General features: G+C 74.0%; 19 protein-coding genes. 5 read left to right on the forward strand and 14 right to left on the reverse strand.

The features are described from left to right. Positions 1–7 precede the first annotated feature (7 nt). A complete protein-coding gene (locus ACQ452_RS22720; RefSeq protein WP_433387149.1) occupies positions 8–727 on the forward strand; it encodes a hypothetical protein in 720 nt (239 codons plus the stop codon). Positions 728–862: 135 nt separating this feature from the next. Here ACQ452_RS22720 and ACQ452_RS22725 read toward each other — a convergent pair whose 3' ends face one another. The 9 genes from ACQ452_RS22725 to ACQ452_RS22765 form a co-directional block, all read right to left on the reverse strand. Further along, a complete protein-coding gene (locus tag ACQ452_RS22725; protein WP_433387151.1) occupies positions 863–1,621 on the reverse strand; it encodes a lysophospholipid acyltransferase family protein in 759 nt (252 codons plus the stop codon). A gap of 117 nt (positions 1,622–1,738) precedes the next feature. Continuing rightward, positions 1,739–3,796, reverse strand: a complete 2,058-nt coding sequence (locus tag ACQ452_RS22730) for an amylo-alpha-1,6-glucosidase (protein ID WP_433394350.1) — start codon at positions 3,794–3,796, stop codon at positions 1,739–1,741. A gap of 2 nt (positions 3,797–3,798) precedes the next feature. Then, positions 3,799–4,173, reverse strand: a complete 375-nt coding sequence (locus ACQ452_RS22735) for an SCP2 sterol-binding domain-containing protein (protein ID WP_433387153.1) — start codon at positions 4,171–4,173, stop codon at positions 3,799–3,801. Between the two features lie 138 nt (positions 4,174–4,311). Then, positions 4,312–4,857 carry a hypothetical protein gene (locus tag ACQ452_RS22740; protein ID WP_433387155.1) on the reverse strand — a complete coding sequence of 182 codons (546 nt, stop codon included), beginning with the start codon at positions 4,855–4,857 and terminating at the stop codon, positions 4,312–4,314. A gap of 315 nt (positions 4,858–5,172) precedes the next feature. Continuing rightward, positions 5,173–5,589, reverse strand: a complete 417-nt coding sequence (locus ACQ452_RS22745; protein ID WP_433387157.1) for a CBS domain-containing protein — start codon at positions 5,587–5,589, stop codon at positions 5,173–5,175. 76 nt (positions 5,590–5,665) lie between these two features. Then, positions 5,666–6,106, reverse strand: a complete 441-nt coding sequence (locus ACQ452_RS22750) for a PPOX class F420-dependent oxidoreductase (RefSeq protein WP_433387159.1) — start codon at positions 6,104–6,106, stop codon at positions 5,666–5,668. After that, positions 6,103–7,134: an aspartate-semialdehyde dehydrogenase gene (locus ACQ452_RS22755; RefSeq protein WP_433387160.1), complete on the reverse strand. Its 1,032-nt coding sequence runs from the start codon at positions 7,132–7,134 to the stop codon at positions 6,103–6,105. Before ACQ452_RS22755 ends, ACQ452_RS22750 begins: the two co-directional genes overlap by 4 nt. 247 nt (positions 7,135–7,381) lie before the next feature. Then, positions 7,382–8,728 carry a M16 family metallopeptidase gene (locus tag ACQ452_RS22760; protein WP_433387162.1) on the reverse strand — a complete coding sequence of 449 codons (1,347 nt, stop codon included), beginning with the start codon at positions 8,726–8,728 and terminating at the stop codon, positions 7,382–7,384. Next, positions 8,728–10,020 carry a M16 family metallopeptidase gene (locus ACQ452_RS22765; RefSeq protein ID WP_433387164.1) on the reverse strand — a complete coding sequence of 431 codons (1,293 nt, stop codon included), beginning with the start codon at positions 10,018–10,020 and terminating at the stop codon, positions 8,728–8,730. Before ACQ452_RS22765 ends, ACQ452_RS22760 begins: the two co-directional genes overlap by 1 nt. 89 nt (positions 10,021–10,109) lie before the next feature. On the opposite strand from ACQ452_RS22765, the gene ACQ452_RS22770 reads away from it, so the two are divergent. Beyond that, entirely contained in the window at positions 10,110–10,847 is a 738-nt protein-coding gene (locus tag ACQ452_RS22770; RefSeq protein ID WP_433387165.1) for a phosphodiesterase, read from the forward strand. On the opposite strand, the gene ACQ452_RS22775 is transcribed toward ACQ452_RS22770, so the two are convergent. Together ACQ452_RS22775 and ACQ452_RS22780 are read right to left on the reverse strand one after the other, a co-directional pair. Continuing rightward, complete coding sequence (locus tag ACQ452_RS22775) at positions 10,817–11,029, reverse strand: hypothetical protein (protein WP_433387167.1); 213 nt, start codon at positions 11,027–11,029, stop codon at positions 10,817–10,819. The two genes, ACQ452_RS22770 and ACQ452_RS22775, sit on opposite strands and share 31 nt — an antisense overlap. A gap of 95 nt (positions 11,030–11,124) precedes the next feature. Continuing rightward, complete coding sequence (locus ACQ452_RS22780; protein ID WP_433387168.1) at positions 11,125–12,279, reverse strand: alkaline phosphatase PhoX; 1,155 nt, start codon at positions 12,277–12,279, stop codon at positions 11,125–11,127. 313 nt (positions 12,280–12,592) lie between these two features. On the opposite strand from ACQ452_RS22780, the gene ACQ452_RS22785 reads away from it, so the two are divergent. Genes ACQ452_RS22785 through ACQ452_RS22795 form a run of 3 tightly spaced genes read left to right on the forward strand, consistent with a single transcriptional unit; the run spans position 12,593 to position 14,218 of the window. Then, positions 12,593–13,684: a 3-deoxy-7-phosphoheptulonate synthase gene (locus ACQ452_RS22785; protein WP_433387170.1), complete on the forward strand. Its 1,092-nt coding sequence runs from the start codon at positions 12,593–12,595 to the stop codon at positions 13,682–13,684. Positions 13,685–13,710: 26 nt separating this feature from the next. Next, complete coding sequence (locus ACQ452_RS22790) at positions 13,711–13,974, forward strand: hypothetical protein (protein ID WP_433394352.1); 264 nt, start codon at positions 13,711–13,713, stop codon at positions 13,972–13,974. A 34-nt stretch (positions 13,975–14,008) separates the two neighbouring features. Beyond that, on the forward strand, positions 14,009–14,218 hold the full coding sequence (locus ACQ452_RS22795) for a hypothetical protein (protein ID WP_433387171.1): 210 nt from the start codon (positions 14,009–14,011) through the stop codon (positions 14,216–14,218). A gap of 62 nt (positions 14,219–14,280) precedes the next feature. On the opposite strand, the gene ACQ452_RS22800 is transcribed toward ACQ452_RS22795, so the two are convergent. The 3 genes from ACQ452_RS22800 to ACQ452_RS22810 are packed head-to-tail and all read right to left on the reverse strand — an operon-like array spanning position 14,281 to position 15,523. After that, a complete protein-coding gene (locus ACQ452_RS22800) occupies positions 14,281–14,817 on the reverse strand; it encodes a DUF1360 domain-containing protein (protein WP_433387173.1) in 537 nt (178 codons plus the stop codon). 59 nt (positions 14,818–14,876) lie between these two features. Then, positions 14,877–15,197 (reverse strand): hypothetical protein, encoded by a 321-nt coding sequence (locus ACQ452_RS22805; protein WP_433387174.1) that lies wholly within the window; start codon positions 15,195–15,197, stop codon positions 14,877–14,879. Further along, positions 15,197–15,523 (reverse strand): DUF6158 family protein, encoded by a 327-nt coding sequence (locus ACQ452_RS22810; RefSeq protein WP_433394353.1) that lies wholly within the window; start codon positions 15,521–15,523, stop codon positions 15,197–15,199. The genes ACQ452_RS22805 and ACQ452_RS22810 overlap by 1 nt, the downstream gene beginning before the upstream one ends. Between the last annotated feature and the right edge of the window lie 22 nt (positions 15,524–15,545).

Here is a 15,545-nt window from a genome sequence, read left to right on the forward strand (position 1 = left end):
CATGGCGATGCACGATGACGCGTCCCCCTTCTTCATCTCCCCGCACCGTTTCGACGCGGACGACGACGTGGCTCCGGCGCTGGACCGGCGCAACGAGTTCGTCGTCGAGGCCGGCGAGCACGTGCTCGCCCAGCGTCGGCTGCTCGCGTCGGGGCACCTGCTCGGCCCGACGGAGGCGCGCCGGCAGTGGACGCTGCCCGAGCCGGTGACGGTCACCGTCACCGACCGGCGGATCGCGTATGTCGGTGGCGGGCCGCAGCTCTGCCTGGTCGGGGCGTCCGAGGGCGCGCGGCACCGCCGGGGCGTCCGGTTGCCGGGGCTGGTCACCGGTCAGATCCGCTGGCAGTGGCCGTCCCGGCTGGAGCTGCTGACCACCGGGCCGGCGGAGCCGGCCCGGCTGCTGGTGGTCTGCGACGCGCTGCGCACCATCCAGCAGCCGGCGCTCGGGTTCTGCGGTGCGGTGGAGGAGATCCTGGAGCTGACCCGCCGGGTGCGCCGGGCGGTGGCCACCTTCCGGCTCACCCACCCCGAGCTGGTGGAGCTGTCCCCGCCCGAGCGGGACGTGCTGGCGGTGCGTGCCTCGCCGGCGCCGGGCGCCGGCGCGAACCGGATCACCCTGCCCGGGTCGTTGCCGGTGGAGTTCCGGTCCCGGGACGACTACTACCGCCGGGGGAGCTTCGACCGCTGGCCCGGGCCGGCGGCCGGCGCCGCATCCGGGCGGCACTGAAGCCGCCGGCACCGGGCGGCCGGCTCCACTGTGGCCCGGCGGCCGGCAGGGTGTCCGGTGCGTTCCACCGGCTCGGCAGCCGCCGTCGCGTCCCGCTGCGCGACGATCCGGTCACCGGCCGTCGCGTCGGGTGGGTCAGGCGTCGGGGTCCGCCGCGGCGGCCCGGCGACGGACCTCCAGCTCGGCGGCCTCCTCCAGGGTGGGGGCGGTGCCGCCGAGGTGCTTCGGAAGCCACCAGGTGTCGTCGGGGCCGGCCGGCTTGTCGGGGTACTCGCGCTGGGCCCGGTCGACCAGCGCGGTCAGCCGGGTCTTCAGGTCGGCGGTCATCGCGTTGGCGTCCGGATAGTCGGCCGGGTGCATCGGCTCGCCCACCAGGATCGTGATCGGGGTGTGCCGGCGGGTGAGGGTGCGGGGGCGGCCCTTGGTCCAGAGCCGCTGGGTGCCCCAGAGCGCCACCGGCAGCACCGGCACCCCCGCCTCGGACGCCATCCGGGTGGTCCCGCTCTTGAGCTGCTTGACCGTGAACGACCGGCTGATCGTCGCCTCCGGGAAGACGCCTACCACCTCGCCGCGCCTCAGCGCGCTGACCGCCGTCGCGTACGAGCCGGCGCCGGCCCGCCGGTCCACCTGGATGTGGTGCATGCCCCGCATCAGCGGGCCGGACACCTTGTGCGTGAAGACGGACTTCTTGGCCATGAACCGCACCAGCCGCTTCGAGTCCTGCGCGCCCAGCCCGCAGAAGATGAAGTCGAGGTAGCTGACGTGGTTGCTGGCCATCACCGCCCCGCCCGTGCGGGGCACATGATGGGCGCCCTCAATGGTGATCTTCAGGTCCTGGACCCGGAACCACGTCTTGAGGGCGGCGATCACGGGCGGGTACACGAGTTCCGGCATGGCGCGAACTTACCCTGCCCACCTGAGCACCACCCCGGGCACCACGCCCGCCCCGGGCCGCCGGCGCGCGGGGCGGTTCCCCCGGTTGCGCGACGGCGGCCCGCCCCGCGGCGGCTGCTACTCGGCGAGGCGGTGCAGATCGAGGCGGCCCCGGGCGAACGCGTCCACGCGACCCCACCGGCCCGGGATGTCCAGCACCTCGATGCGGCCCATCCCGACCGGCAGGCGGGGTTCCATGGCGAGGTGCCCCTCGTGCGGCTCCAGGCCGAGCATCGTGCGCAGCAGCAGCAGCGGCGTACCTGTCGACCAGGCCTGCGGGCTGCACGCCGTCGGGTACTCCACGGGGAACTTGGTCAGCTCGCGCGGATAGCCCCCGAACGCCTCCGGCAGCCGGCCCTCGAAGAAGGTGGCCGCATCGAGGATGCCGCTGGCGATGACGGCCGCCTCCTCGGCGAAGCCGTACCGGCGCAGACCCCAGGCGATGAACGAGTTGTCGAACGGCCAGATCGTGCCGTTGTGGTAGCCGATCGGGTTGTAGCGGGCCTCGCCCTCGGCCAGCGTCCGCACCCCCCACCCGGTGAAGAGCCGGGGCCCGACCAGGTGCTCGGCGATCCGCCCGGCCCGGTCCTCGTCGACGATGCCGCTCCAGAGCAGGTGACCGATGTTGGAGCTCAACACGTCGCACTGGCGGCCGGACGGGTCGAGGGCCAGCGCGTAGTAGCCGCCGTCCTCCACCCAGAAGTCGCGGTTGAACCGCTCCTTCAGCGCCGCCGCCTCCCGCTCCAGCCGCGTCGCGAACTCGGCGTCACCCCAGAACTCGCGCGCCAGCCGGGCGGCGCGCCGCTTCGCGTCGTACGCGTACCCCTGTACCTCGCAGGTGGCCCGGGGAAACGGCGGTAGCGTGCCGTCGCGGTAGGAGATGGAGTCCCAGGAGTCCTTCCAGCACTGGTTCTCCAGCCCGGTGTCGGTGTTGCGCCGCTGGTACCAGATGTAGCCGGTGCCCACCAGGTCGGCGTACTCGTCGATCCACCGGAGGGCGGCGCGGGCCTCCCGCTCCAGCTCCATGACCAGGGCCGTGTCCCCGCTCCACCGCTCGTACTCGTCGAGCAGCACCAGGAACAGCGGGGTCGCGTCCACCGACCCGTAGTACGGCGAGTGCGGCTGTTCCTCGAAGGCTGCGGTCTCGCCGTACCGCATCTCGTGCAGGATCCGGCCCGGGTCCTCGTCGCGGAAGTCGTCGAACCGGGTGCCCTGCAAGGAGGCCAGGATGCGCAGCGTGGTCTTCGACAGCTCGGGGGTGAACGGCAGCGACTGCAGGCAGGTCAGGATGCTGTCGCGGCCGAACATGGTCATGAACCAGGGCAGGCCGGCGGCCGGCAGCGACGCGCCGCCGAGGGAGAGCGGCGAGAAGCGCAGCGCCGCCAGGTCGATCAGGCTCCGACGGTACGTGGCGGCGACCCGGTCGTGCTCGCTGTTGACCTTGGGAGCCTGCTCGATCCACTCCTGGAGGTCGTGCTGGAGGGCGAGCCGTTCGGAGTTCTGCGCCCGCAGTCCCACCCGCAGGTCCCGGCCGCCGAGGGTGCGCGCCAGCGTCTTGACGTGGATCTGCGCGTCCCACTGTTCGCCCGGTTCGAGCCGGATGGAGTACGCGAAGCCCTTGCCGTCGTAGCGCGGCGTCGGCGACGCGGAGATCGTCGTCTCGCGGGTGAAGTTGCCCCGCCGGTAGCCCAGCCGCAGCCGCTCGGGCTCGACCTCGGCGTAGATCTCGCCCTTCTTGTTGACGATCTCGTCCTTGACCTCGAAGATGTCGGCGAAATCGGCCGCCGCGTCCATCCTGATCTCCAGCGCGACCGGATTCTCGTCGTGGTTGAGGATGGTGAGCTGCTCCCGGAAGCTGCTGCCCACCGCCCGCTGGCGGATGACCGACAGCTTGGCGTCGACGTAGTGCGTCGCCATCCCCGGCACCAGGAAGAACCGGGCCTCGTAGTACTGGAGGTCGTCGTACGACAGGGGGGTGAGCTGCTCCCCGTTCAGCGTCAGCACCCAGCGCGACAGGTAGCGGGTGTCCAGGGCGAAGAACCCGGTGGGTTCGCTCGGGGTCGCCTCGATGTCGCCGGTGTCCTCCGACACCACGAACGTGCTGCCGTCCAGGATCCGGACCGTCTTGCTCTTCACCATCACCGCACCTCCCGTCGGCCCTCGAAGCGTCGCGGCCCCCGGGAGTCCGGCGGGCCGGGGAAGAGCCGGTCCAGCAGCACCAGCCGCCGCAGGTCACCGGTCACCGCCAGGTCGCCCCGCAGCAGCGCCGCCAGCCCGGCCTCCCGCCCCTCGGCGAGGGCCTCGAACAGCTCGGGGTCCATTCCGACGACGGTGTCGGCGTCGCGTTCCTCCCGGGTCACCTGGACCCGGCCGTGATCGACCCGCAGGAGCCAGTGGCTCGTCTGCGGCCCCTCGTGCAGGTCCACCCGCAGGGTCCCGGAGGCCTTGGCCAGCAGGGGCTCGAACTCCCGCCGGTCGAGGTCCTCGAAGAATTTCGTCGTCGCGTCCAGCACCAGGTCACCCCCTCCCCCGTCGATCAGCGTCCGAGCAGGGGGTCCCCCTCCGGTGCGGGCTCAACCTCGCCCGGATCGGGTGAGTCGGGAACTGTCCTCGGCCGCGGGGCCGGCCGCGTCCGCGGCGGCGACCCCGGATCACCACATGTCGACCCGGCCCTTCCGGCGACGGACGTGTCCGCGCCACCCGGCGAGCAGCGCGATGAGGGTCCAGCCGACCCAGCCGAGAATCAGCATCCCCAGCATGCCGCTGGAGTCGACCCGGTCGGCGACTTCGAGTTCGACCTTCCCGTCCGGATCGGTGAGCACGGCGAGCCGGTCGCCGACCTGGTAGCCCGGGTTGCTGCCCTGATAGACCAGCGGTTCGTCGAGGCGCCCGTCGGCGCCCTGCAGCGTGAAGGCGTGCCGCTTGCCGGTGACCGCGACGTCGACGATGGACACCTCCTGACGCACGCCGCGGGCCTCCAACGCCGCCTCCGGGGCGAACTGCACCGCCCCCACGAGCACGAACAGGGCCGGAGCGAACGCGAGGAAGGAAAGCCACGCGGCCCGGTGCAGCAGCCGTACGGCGATCACGAAGACCAGGCAGAAGAGCACCCCGGTGACGATCGGGACGACCTTCGTGCCGATGGCGACGTACGCGACGCCGGTGTTGAGCCCGACGAACACGACGCCCAGCAGCACCAGCAGCAGCGTCGTCCCGACGGACCTGCCGACCGACCAGGTTCCCGCCGTCGGGACGGGGGCCGGCGACGCCCCGATGGGGTGGTTCCCGGCGGGACCGCCGTGGACGGGTCGCCATCCGGTCGGAGGAGTTCGGCCTGGTGCGGGGGGCTGGGCTGACACGGAAAGATCATAGTCACGGCGGTCCGCCCCAGGTCAGCGCGTCGCTCCCGGGTCGGGCAGCTCGCCCGGCCTCGGCCCGCCGCCCCTCGGGTGTTGTCGCTGACGCCGCCACGCCGGCTCCCACCCGGGAAGCCGGCGCGTCGCGGCGGGCGGTCAGTTGTTGGGGTCGTCGGCGCTGATGTCCGCGAGCACCGACTGCGGTTCCCGCTCCACGGCGAGGTCACCCATCGACACCAGGCCGACCAGCCGCCCGTCGTCGATCACCGGCAGCCGGCGTACGGCGTAGGTCCGCATCAGGTCCGCGGCGGACACCGCGTCGTCGTACTGGCTCACCGTGATCATGTCCTTGTTGGTGACCCGGTTGAGCGGGGTCGAGTTCGGGTCCAGGTTCTCCGCCACGCCCCGCACGGTGATATCCCGGTCGGTGACGATACCGACCACGTTGTCGCCGTCGGTCACCACCACGTCGCCGATGGCGCTGTCGCGCATCTCCCGCGCCGCGGCGGCCAGCGTGTCGTTGCCGTCCATCGTCACCAACCGGGTCGTCATGAACTCTCCGACCGTTGTCATGGTGCTCCCCTCTCGGTGTCGGCACGGGTCGTCTACCCGCCGGCCGGACGGGGTAACGCGCCGCGCCTCGGCCGGGTCAGGTGCGCGGTGGGGCGCCGTAGAGGCGTTCGACGTGCAGCCGGAGCACGAGGCGTCCCTCGGCGATCATCGCCCGGCGGTAGTCGCTCCAGTCCGGGTGCTCGCCCTGGATCGTCCGGTAGAGGTCGACCAGCTCCGCCACTGTCGCGTCGTCCGGGTCGGCGGCCACCGGCGTCAGCTCGGCGCGCGCCTCCGCGACCGCGTACGCCCAGCCGTCGTCGCTGCTGACGTGGAAGGAGGCGCGCGGGTCCCGGCGCAGGTTGGCGGTCTTGGCCCGGCCGTCGGTCACCGAGACCCGGATGAGCGCCGCCGCGCGGTCGAAGGCGTAGCTGACGGTGGAGAGCTGCGGGCGCCCGTCCCGTCTGAGCGTGGCCAGGACCCCCAGCCGGTGGCCGGCGACCAGCTCCGCCAACGCCCGCTGGGTCTCGTCGGCCGTCACACCGACCGCCGCTCGGCGGCGACCAGTTCGGCGATCTGCACCGCGTTGAGCGCCGCGCCCTTGCGCAGGTTGTCGTTGGAGCAGAACAGGGCGAGGCCGTGCTCGACGGTCTCGTCGGCGCGGATCCGCCCGACGTACGTCGGGTCCTGGCCGGCGGCCAGCAGCGGGGTGGGCACGTCCGCGAGCGCCACGCCGGGAGCACCGTCGAGCAGCTCGCGGGCCCGCTGCGGGGTGATCGGGCGGGTGAACCGCGCGTTGACCTGGAGCGAGTGGCCGGTGAACACGGGCACCCGCACGCAGGTGCCGGAGACCCGCAGCCCGGGGATCTCCAGGATGCGCCGGCTCTCGTTGCGCAGCTTCTGCTCCTCGTCGGTCTCGAAGCTGCCGTCGTCGACGATCGAGCCGGCGAGTGGGAGCACGTTGAACGCGATCGGCGCCGCGAAGGCGCGGGGGGCCGGGAACTCGACCGCCGCACCGTCGAAGGCGAGGCCGGCGGCGTGCTCGGCGACCTTGCGGACCTGCTCGTCGAGTTCGGCGACGCCGGCCAGGCCGGCGCCGGAGACCGCCTGGTACGTCGAGACGACCAGGCTGACCAGCTCCGCCTCGGCGTGCAGCGGGCGCAGCACCGGCATCGCGGCCATCGTCGTGCAGTTGGGGTTGGCGATGATCCCCTTGGGGCGTACGGCGGCGGCGTGCGGGTTGACCTCGGCGACGACCAGCGGCACCTGGGGGTCCGTCCGGAACGCCGACGAGTTGTCGATGACGACGGCCCCGGTTGCGGCGACCCGGGGCGCGAGTTCCTTCGCGGTGCCCTTGCCGGCGGAGAAGAGCACGATGTCGAGCCCGGAGTAGTCGGCGGTGGCCGCGTCCTCCACGGTCACCTCGCCGTCCCGCCAGGCCACGGCGCGCCCGGCCGAGCGCGCCGAGGCGAACAACCGCACCTGCTCCGCCGGGAACTTCCGCTCCGCCAGCACCTGCCGCATCACGCCACCGACCTGGCCGGTGGCCCCCACAATGCCGATCCTCATGCCCGCGAGGCTACCCAGCCCGGCGACCCGAGCGGCAACGGTTTCCCACCGTCGGCGCGGGTCACACCGGTGGCCCGGCGCCGCCCGCTCCCCCGCCGGCGCCGCAACGACACCGGCGCACCCGGCCCCGGCCCGCAAGAACCGGGGCCGCCGGGGCGGGTGGCCGCAGCATCCACGCCGGCCCGGCCGGCCGGGCCGGCGACGACCACCGACGGCGACGCGACCCAGGTCACACCGCCGCCGGCCGTCAGACGGACTGCTCGACCAGCTCGCCCAGGCCGGTGGCGACGAGTTCGTCGCGGATCACCGCGGCGTCGCCCTCCACCACGAGGGTGAGTTCGTCGGGGCGCAGGTACGCGGCGGCCGCCGCCGAGACCTGCGCCACGTCGGCGGCGAGCAACGCCTCCCGCAGCCGGGCGTGGTGGTCGTCCGGCAGGTCGTGCACGACCAGGGTGGTCAACGCGGCGGCGATCGCCCGGGGGCTCTGCAACTCGACCGAGAGCTGCCCGGCCCGCCAGGAACGCGCGACCGCCAGCTCGTCCTCGGTCACCCCCGTCTGGCGGGTACGGGTGATCTCGCCGACGGACTCGACGAGGGCCGGTGCGGTCACCGCCGTCTGCACCCCGGAGCTGACCCCGAACCGACCGAACCGGCGGGACGAGGCGAAGTCTCCCCGGATGCCGTACGTGTAGCCGCGCACCTCGCGGATCAGGTGGTTGAGCCGGGAGGTGAACGCTCCCCCGAGCACCGTGCCGGCGAGCGTCATCGGCACGTGGTCGGGGTGGGCGCGGTGCGGCGACGGGTGGCCCAGCCGCAGCGTGGACTGCACCGAGCCGGGCCGGTCCACCAGGATGATCCGCCGGCCGGGACGGCTCGGCACCTCGATCGGGCCGCCCCGGTCGACCGGCCCGCCGCCGGTGCCGGCGAACGCCGTCGCGCCGAGCGCGTCCAGGTCGAGCCGGTCCAGGTCGCCGGCGACGATCAGGGTGCCGGGACGGATGAACCACTCGGAGTGGAAGACGGTGACGTCCTCGACGTCCAGGGCGGCCACCGACTCCGGGTCGCCGTACAGGGGACGGCCCCAGCGGTTGTCGGCGCCGAACAGGTCCGCGCGCAGCGCCGCGTCGGCGCGGGGGCCGGGGCTGGCCCAGTCCATCCGCAGCGCCGTCGCCTCGTCGTCGCGGACCCGCCGCACGTCGTCCGGGTCCAGCTTCGGGGTGCGCACCGCCTCGGCGAGCAGCTCCACGGCGGCCCCCAGCCGCTCCACCGGCACCTGCACGCTGGCCTGGAAGGAGTCCCAGTCCAGCCCGGCCACCAGCTCCGTGCCGAGCCCTTCGATCGCCAGCGCGTACGCCGACGCGTCGCGCTGCGTGGTCCCCTCCTCCAGGGCCTTGGCGAGCACCGCGCCGAGCCCCTCCTTGCCGGTCGGCTCGCGGCCGGCGCCCCCGTCGAGCAGCAGCAGCGCCACGGCCAGGTTCTGCCCGGGCAGGTGCGCGGCGACGACCTGGCCTCCCGCCACCGTGCGGCGGACCACCTGCGGGAACCGGTACGGGCGGGCCGCGCCGGGCCCGGGACGGTCGGCGATCAGCGTCATCAGGGCTTCTCCTCGGGCAGGTAGGTCAGGGTGGCCCGGTCGGCGGGAGCGAGCACCTCGGCGGCGGCCTCGGCGATCTGCTCGGCGGTCACCGCGAGCCAGGCCGGCAGCCGCTCGGCGGCCTTGGCCGGGTCGCCGAACTGGGTGGCGTAGCGCCCGAGCGTGTCCGCCCGGCCGTCCACCGTGGAGAGCTGCCGCCACCACGAGGTGCTCAGCAGGGACTTGGCCCGGTCCAGTTCGGTGGCGGTGACCGGGACGGTGGCCAACTCGTCGACCACCTCGGCCAGCCCGGCGGCCAGCCGTTCGGCGCTCACCCCGGGACGGGCCGTGGCGGTGGCGATCAGCGGCGCGGGGGCGTGCGCGAGGTCCACCCCGTACGCCCCGACCAGGTCGGGCTGGGCGATCCGCTCCCCGTCGGCGAGGCGCTGGTAGAGGCGGCTGCCCCGGCCGCTGCCCAGCACGGTGGCGAGCACCGTCGACACGTCGTAGCCGGGGGTGCCGAAGGGGTGGGTGCGGTGCGCGATGTAGACGCGCGGTGCCGGCACGTCGGCGGTGACGGTCTCCCCGGCCGGCCGGCCGGCGCCCGCGACGCTGCGGCCGTCCGGCGCGGGCGGGATCCGCTCGCGCGGCGGGATCGCCCCGAAGTATTTGTCGGCCAGCGCGAACACCTCGGCTGCCGGGGCGTCCCCCACCACGGTCAGCACGGCGTTGTTCGGCGCGTAGTAGGTGCGGTGGAACGCCTGGAAGGTCGCCAGGTCGGCGGCGTTGAGGTCGGCCATCGACCCGATCGTGGCGTGGTGGTAGGGGTGCCCGGGCGGATAGAGCAGCGGCAGCAGCCGCAGCCAGGCGTCGCCGTAGGGCACGTTGTCGTAGCGCTGGCGTCGCTCGTTCTTGACCACGTCGCGCTGGTTGTCCAGCGTCTCCTGGGTCAGCGCGGGGACCAGCCCGCCCATCCGGTCCGCCTCCAGCCACAGCGCCAGTTCCAGGTGCTCGGCGGGGACGGTCTCGAAGTAGTTGGTGCGGTCCGGGTTGGTGGTGGCGTTGAGCGAGCCGCCCGCGCCCTGCACCAGCTTCATGTGCTCGGTCTTCGCCACGTTGACCGAGCCCTCGAACATGAGGTGCTCGAAGAGGTGGGCGAAGCCCGTCTGCCCCTCGGGCTCGTGCCGGGAGCCGACGTCGTACCAGAGGTTCACGGCGACCGCCGGGGCGGTGCGGTCCTCACTGACCACCACGCGCAGGCCGTTGTCCAGTCGGGTGGTCTCGATGGGCCAGGGGTAACCGCTGTCGGGCATGGCACGACGCTATCCGATCAGGTACGCGAAGAGGGCACCCGCCGCACACGGCGAGGCATCGAGCGTCGCCGTCCGGGTACCGGGAAGGCATGCCGCCAGCCACCAGCGTGACCGACCGGGCTGCCGTCGCGCTCGATCGCGCGAGCGCCGCGCTCACCAGGCTCCGTCGGGCCCGCCTGCTGCACCCCGCGGGCCACTCCTTCGCCGGCGAGGTCACCGTCTGGGGTGCGCCGGGGCCGCCGACGGGGGTGCCGCTGCTCGACGAACCGGGCCGCTTCCGGGCCACCCTCCGGCTCTCCAAGGGCGTGCCCACCCCGGGCGGCTGGCCGGACGTGCTGGGGTTGGCCGTGCGGCTGCACCGGGACCCCGGCCGGCCGTTCGACCTGTTGGTCAGCTCCAGCGGGGCCGCGCCGGTGCTGCGGAACCTGCCGCTGCCCCGGCGGCGTTTCGCGGGGACGTACAGCACGATCATGTCGTTTCGCGCGGGGCGGCGGCGGCTCTTCCTGGCCGCCCTGGCCGACCCGGAGTCCCCCGGGCTGGGTCGCAGCCTGTCCGAGGTGGCCGCCGCCGCCCGGACGGACGCGCCGCGCCTGGTGCTCGCGGTCGCGTCCGCCGTCGGGCGGTGGCGGCCGTTCGGTCAGGTGAGCATCGGTGCCCGGCTCGACGCCGGTGAGGACGCCGCACTGGCCTTCGACCCGATCGGCAACCTGCCCCCGGGGCTGCGGGCGGCGGGGCCGCTCGCCTGGCTGCGGGAGCACAGCTACCGGGGCTCGCGGCGGGCCCGGGGCGCCGAGGCTCAGTCCGGGGGTTCCACGGCCACCGTCTGATCGGAGGTGCGCTGCTCCAGCACGGTGTCCGGCGCGGCGTTGCGGTCCTCCTCCCGGATGTCGGACTCGGCGAGGATGGCCGCCGCCTGCGCCCGGGGGTCGTCGCTGCCGGCCGCCGCCTCCTCGGGCAGCAGGTGTGCGCGGGACTCCACCCGTTCCTGGTCGCTCTGCTCGTCAGTCATGACCGCACACATACCCCGTCGTCGCCGCCGGCACGCGCGTCAAGATCCCGCCCGGCCCCGGCGGGTGTCCGCGGGCCGGGGCGGACGGGCGCCGGTCAGGAGCGGAACGGGCCGCGCACCTCGTAGGTGATGCCGCCGGACGACGAGCCGGACGTGCCGCGCTGCGACGAGAAGTAGAACCGACCGCCGTCGGGCGAGAACGCCGGCCCACAGATCTCCGACGAGGACTGCCCGGTGATCCGCAGGAACGGGGCGACCACCCCCGCGGGCGTGATCACGTTGATCTCCATGTTGCCGCCGTCCTCGGCGACGTAGAGGTCGCCCGAGCGGGCCCCGGTGATGTTGTCCACCCCGGTCAGCGGCGCCGTGCCGGAGACCAGCGAGTCGTCGTACGCCAGGTCGATGCCCTGGCCTACCGCGTCGTAGGCCCAGACCCGGTTGTCGCCCTTGGTGGTGAACCAGCAGGTGCCGTCCGCGTACCAGCAGCCCTCACCGCCGTTGAACCTCTTCGCCCCGGCGACCTGGTTGCGGGTGAGCGTCGGGGAGCCGTCCGGGTCGGGCACGCGCGCCCAGCTCACCGGGCCGCTGGTGCCCGTGCCGGCGACCAGCACCTCCAGGGTGCCGGCGGAGAGGTCACCCCAGGTGGTCGGCCGGAACCGGTAGAAGCAGCCGTTGCTCTCGTCCTCCGTGAGGTAGACGACCCGGCGGGCCGGGTCGCAGGCGGCGGCCTCGTGGTTGAACCGGCCCATCGCCGCCCGCCGCGCCCCGGCCTGGCCCCCCTGCGGGTACGTCTCGTAGACGTACCCCCGGTTGACCTCCTCGCCGGAGAGCCAGGTCCCCCACGGGGTCGCGCCGCCCGCGCAGTTGCGGTTGGTGTTCGACAGGACGCGGTACGCCGAGACGATGCCGCCGGCGGCGTCGAAGCGCACGGCGGAGGCCCCACCGGTGGTCATGATCTCGGAGTTCGAGACGTAGATCCAGCCGGTGCCGGCGGCGAAGCAGGCGCCGCCGTCGGGCGCGTCGTGCCACGGGTAGGAGGTGCCGGGCACCACCTGGCGGGAGCGGGCGATCACCCGGCTGGTGAAGCCGGCGGGCAGTTGGAGGCCGTTGGCGTCGGCGGCGCCGGGCGGCCCGTAGGGGCTGGCGCCGGGCTGAGCGGGGGCGGCCAGCGCGGCGCCGGCCCAGAGACTGCCGGAGAAGGCGGCGGCACCGCCGAGGACGGTGGCGCGCAGGATGGTGCGACGGTCCATCGGGAACCTCCGGAGAAGCAGCGGTGGGTGTCGATGAAGTTACCCTCGCACGCATCGACGCAGGTAAACGCCGGGCGTTTCTTTTCCGACGATCGGGTGGACCGTGCGGGCCCGTCGGGTACGCTGGGCCGCGTGACGCGTTCGTATCGATGGTTTAGGCAGCCGGCTCGCGCCGGTGACTTCACCATGATCTGACGTCACCCACGATCGAGCCGGCCGGGCAGGAGCTTCCGTTCCTGCCCTTTTGCGTACGAGCAGCCGGCTCGACCCGGGCACCGGCACCGGGGCACGGTCGGCGGAAGGATCCACCACCGTGACGACCCCGGAGACCGATCGGGTCAGCGATCAGCGCATCGACCGCGTCGTGCCGCTGACCACCCCGGCCCTCCTGCACCACGAGCTGCCCCTCGACGACTCGCTCGCCTCGGCCGTGCTGGCCGGGCGGCGCGCGGTCGGCCGGGTGCTCGACGGCGCCGACGACCGCCTGCTGGTGGTGGTCGGCCCGTGCTCGGTGCACGATCCGGCCGCCGCCCTGGACTACGCCCGCCGGCTGCGCGCCGCCGCCGACCGGGTCGCCGACGACCTGCTGGTCGTCATGCGGGTCTACTTCGAGAAGCCCCGCTCGACGGTGGGCTGGAAGGGCCTGATCAACGACCCGGCGCTGGACGGCTCCGGCGACGTCAACACCGGTCTGCGTACCGCCCGCGCGCTCCTGCTCGACGTGCTGCGCCTGGGGCTGCCCGTGGGCTGCGAGTTCCTCGACCCGATCACCCCGCAGTACATCGCCGACACGGTGGCGTGGGGCGCGATCGGCGCGCGGACGGTGGAGAGCCAGGTGCACCGGCAGCTCGCCTCCGGCCTGTCGATGCCGATCGGCATGAAGAACCGCCCGGACGGCAGCATCGGCACCGCCGTGGACGCCATCCGCGCCGCCGGCGTACCGCACGTCTTCCCCGGCATCGACTTCTCCGGCACGCCGGCGATCCTGCACACCCGGGGCAACGCGGACGGGCACCTGGTGCTGCGCGGCGGGGGCGGCCGACCCAACTACGACGCGGAGTCGGTGGCCGGGGCCCTGGACCTGCTGCGGGCCGCCGGCCTGCCCGAGCGGGTGGTGGTGGACGCCAGCCACGCCAACAGCGGCAAGGACCACCGCAACCAGCCGAGGGTGGCGGCCGACGTGGCCGACCAGCTCGCCGCCGGCCAGCGGGGCCTCGTCGGGATCATGCTGGAGAGCTTCCTGCTCGCCGGCCGCCAGGACCTCGATCCGACCCGCGAACTGACGTACGGCCGCTCCGTCACCGACGCCTGCATCGGCTGGGACACCACCCAGGAGGTCCTCGCGCACCTGGCCGCCGCCGTGCGCACCCGCCGCCGCACACCGGCGGCCACCCCCGCGCGGTGACGTTTGACCCATTCGGGGACGGGTAGCTGACCGACGTGACCGATGACGCACCCGTGACCGACGCGCCCGTGATCGAGGAGCTCGTGATCGAGGAGCCGGACACCCGGCGCCTCGACGACCTGCTCGAGGACCTCTACCACGGCCAGGAGCGGATCAGCCAGGCCGACATCTACCGCCGGGCGGTCGCCGCGGAGATGCCCGCGCAGCTCCTCACCCGCATGGCCGCCCTGCCCGAGGGCGAGTACTCCGTGGACGAGGTGGCCGACCTGCTCGGTGGGTCGGTCACCTGACGTGCGCGGACGACGACACAGCGAGGAGAGCGGAATGCCCCACCACGACGAACGGCACGAGGACCTGCCGGCGCTCGGCCAACCCCCCGAGGGCCGGGACACCCTGCCGGAGCCCGACTTCGCCAACGAGCACGACCGCACCGCCGTGGACCGGGACGTCATCACCGGGGCGGACGCCGACGAACGCGAGCCGGAGTCCTCGCGCGGCTGGGCCGGCGAGGACCACGGCACCACCCCGACCTGATCCTCCGACGACACGACGAAGGGGCCGGCCCGCGCCGGCCCCTTCGTCGTCGGGTACGTCGGTCAGTCCTTGTCCGGTCCGTGGCCCTCGGCGGCCTGCTGGGCCACCGCGTACGCCATCTGGAGGAAGTCCGAGGCGGCCACGGCGGTCAGCGCGGTGGCCACCAGGCGGGTGAGCCGGGGGGCGAGGACCAGCCCGCCGGTGAGCCCGGTGGCGACCCAGACCGCGAGGCAGAACGGGCAGCTCAGCAGCTCACCGATCGCGTGCCGGGTGGAGCTGCCCTGGTCCCGGACCTGCTCCATCACCTCGCCGCTGCCGATCGGCCTGTCGTAGCTGGTGAACGGCGCCCGCAGCGGGCTCGTCACGGCGTCCTTCGACAGCAGCCGGCTCAGCTTGTGGGTGGCGATGGCGAGCAGCACCACGTCGGCCGGGGCCGGCCGCTCGGGCACCGGACGGCCGGTCGCCCGGACCAGTCCGGCGATGCCGGCGGTCACCCCGGCGTAGGTGCCCATCGCCGCCAGGTACCCGCCCAGCGGCCGGTGCTCGTGCGGCGCGTACGCCTGGCGCAGTCGCGCCACCTTCTCCTTCAGGTCGCTCACCGTTCTCCTCGATGTCTCGGGTCGTACCGTCGGCTCGGCCCGCCGGCGGCACCGCCGGTTCAGCCGGCCTGCAGGTTGTCGGCCACCTCGCGGGCGAGGTTGTCCAGGGCCTCGTCGGCCAGCCGCTCGGCGTCCGGTCCGCCGGTCAGGTCGAGCCGCGTCCGGGCGCCACCGGCCTGCGCCGGCTCCACCCGGATCTCGGCCGACCACGCGTCGGCGGCGCTCCACCGGGCGCGCAGTTCCTCCGCGCTGGCCTCCCCGGCCGCGCTGCCGTCGGCCCGCAGCGGCTCGGGCAGCCACGCGGTGGCCCGGTCGGGGTCGGTGGCGATGCTGAACACCACCTCCGGCGGCGCGGACATCCCGCGCTCGGCGTGCGCCATCACGCGTCCCGCAGCCGGCTCGGGTCGACCTCGCGCCCGGGGTGCCGGGCGAGGTACTCGGTCTCCAGCTCGGCGGTGCGCCGCAGGTGGTTGGCGAGCGCGGAGTCCGCCGCGTGCCGCAGGGTGTCCAGCCGGGTGCGGTGCAGGCTGTGCATCTCCCGGATCAGGTCCTCGTCGGTCAGCTCGGCCGGGTCGACGCCGAGCAGTTCGCCGTCGAGCGGGTCCGGCTGGCCGGTGGCCCTGTCGTGGACGTGGTCGCCGTCCCACTCGGGCAGCCGCTGCTCCGGGCTGCCGAAGTCGTCCTGCCTAACCGGTCCCGTCATGATCGACCCCCCTGGTCTGGTTTGT

Source organism: Micromonospora sp. KLBMP9576 (genome assembly GCF_050941805.1).
Taxonomy (GTDB): Bacteria; Actinomycetota; Actinomycetes; order Mycobacteriales; family Micromonosporaceae; genus Micromonospora.

What these genes read in the sequence shown, in the direction of transcription:
- ACQ452_RS22720 (WP_433387149.1), top strand. Translation starts at nt 8, where the DNA reads ATGCACGATGACGCGTCCCCCTTCTTCATCTCCCCGCACCGTTTCGAC.
- ACQ452_RS22725 (WP_433387151.1), bottom strand. Translation starts at nt 1,621, where the DNA reads ATGCCGGAACTCGTGTACCCGCCCGTGATCGCCGCCCTCAAGACGTGG.
- ACQ452_RS22745 (WP_433387157.1), bottom strand. Translation starts at nt 5,589, where the DNA reads ATGACAACGGTCGGAGAGTTCATGACGACCCGGTTGGTGACGATGGAC.
- ACQ452_RS22755 (WP_433387160.1), bottom strand. Translation starts at nt 7,134, where the DNA reads ATGAGGATCGGCATTGTGGGGGCCACCGGCCAGGTCGGTGGCGTGATG.
- ACQ452_RS22760 (WP_433387162.1), bottom strand. Translation starts at nt 8,728, where the DNA reads ATGACGCTGATCGCCGACCGTCCCGGGCCCGGCGCGGCCCGCCCGTAC.
- ACQ452_RS22765 (WP_433387164.1), bottom strand. Translation starts at nt 10,020, where the DNA reads ATGCCCGACAGCGGTTACCCCTGGCCCATCGAGACCACCCGACTGGAC.
- ACQ452_RS22770 (WP_433387165.1), top strand. Translation starts at nt 10,110, where the DNA reads ATGCCGCCAGCCACCAGCGTGACCGACCGGGCTGCCGTCGCGCTCGAT.
- ACQ452_RS22775 (WP_433387167.1), bottom strand. Translation starts at nt 11,029, where the DNA reads ATGACTGACGAGCAGAGCGACCAGGAACGGGTGGAGTCCCGCGCACAC.
- ACQ452_RS22780 (WP_433387168.1), bottom strand. Translation starts at nt 12,279, where the DNA reads ATGGACCGTCGCACCATCCTGCGCGCCACCGTCCTCGGCGGTGCCGCC.
- ACQ452_RS22795 (WP_433387171.1), top strand. Translation starts at nt 14,009, where the DNA reads ATGCCCCACCACGACGAACGGCACGAGGACCTGCCGGCGCTCGGCCAA.
- ACQ452_RS22805 (WP_433387174.1), bottom strand. Translation starts at nt 15,197, where the DNA reads ATGGCGCACGCCGAGCGCGGGATGTCCGCGCCGCCGGAGGTGGTGTTC.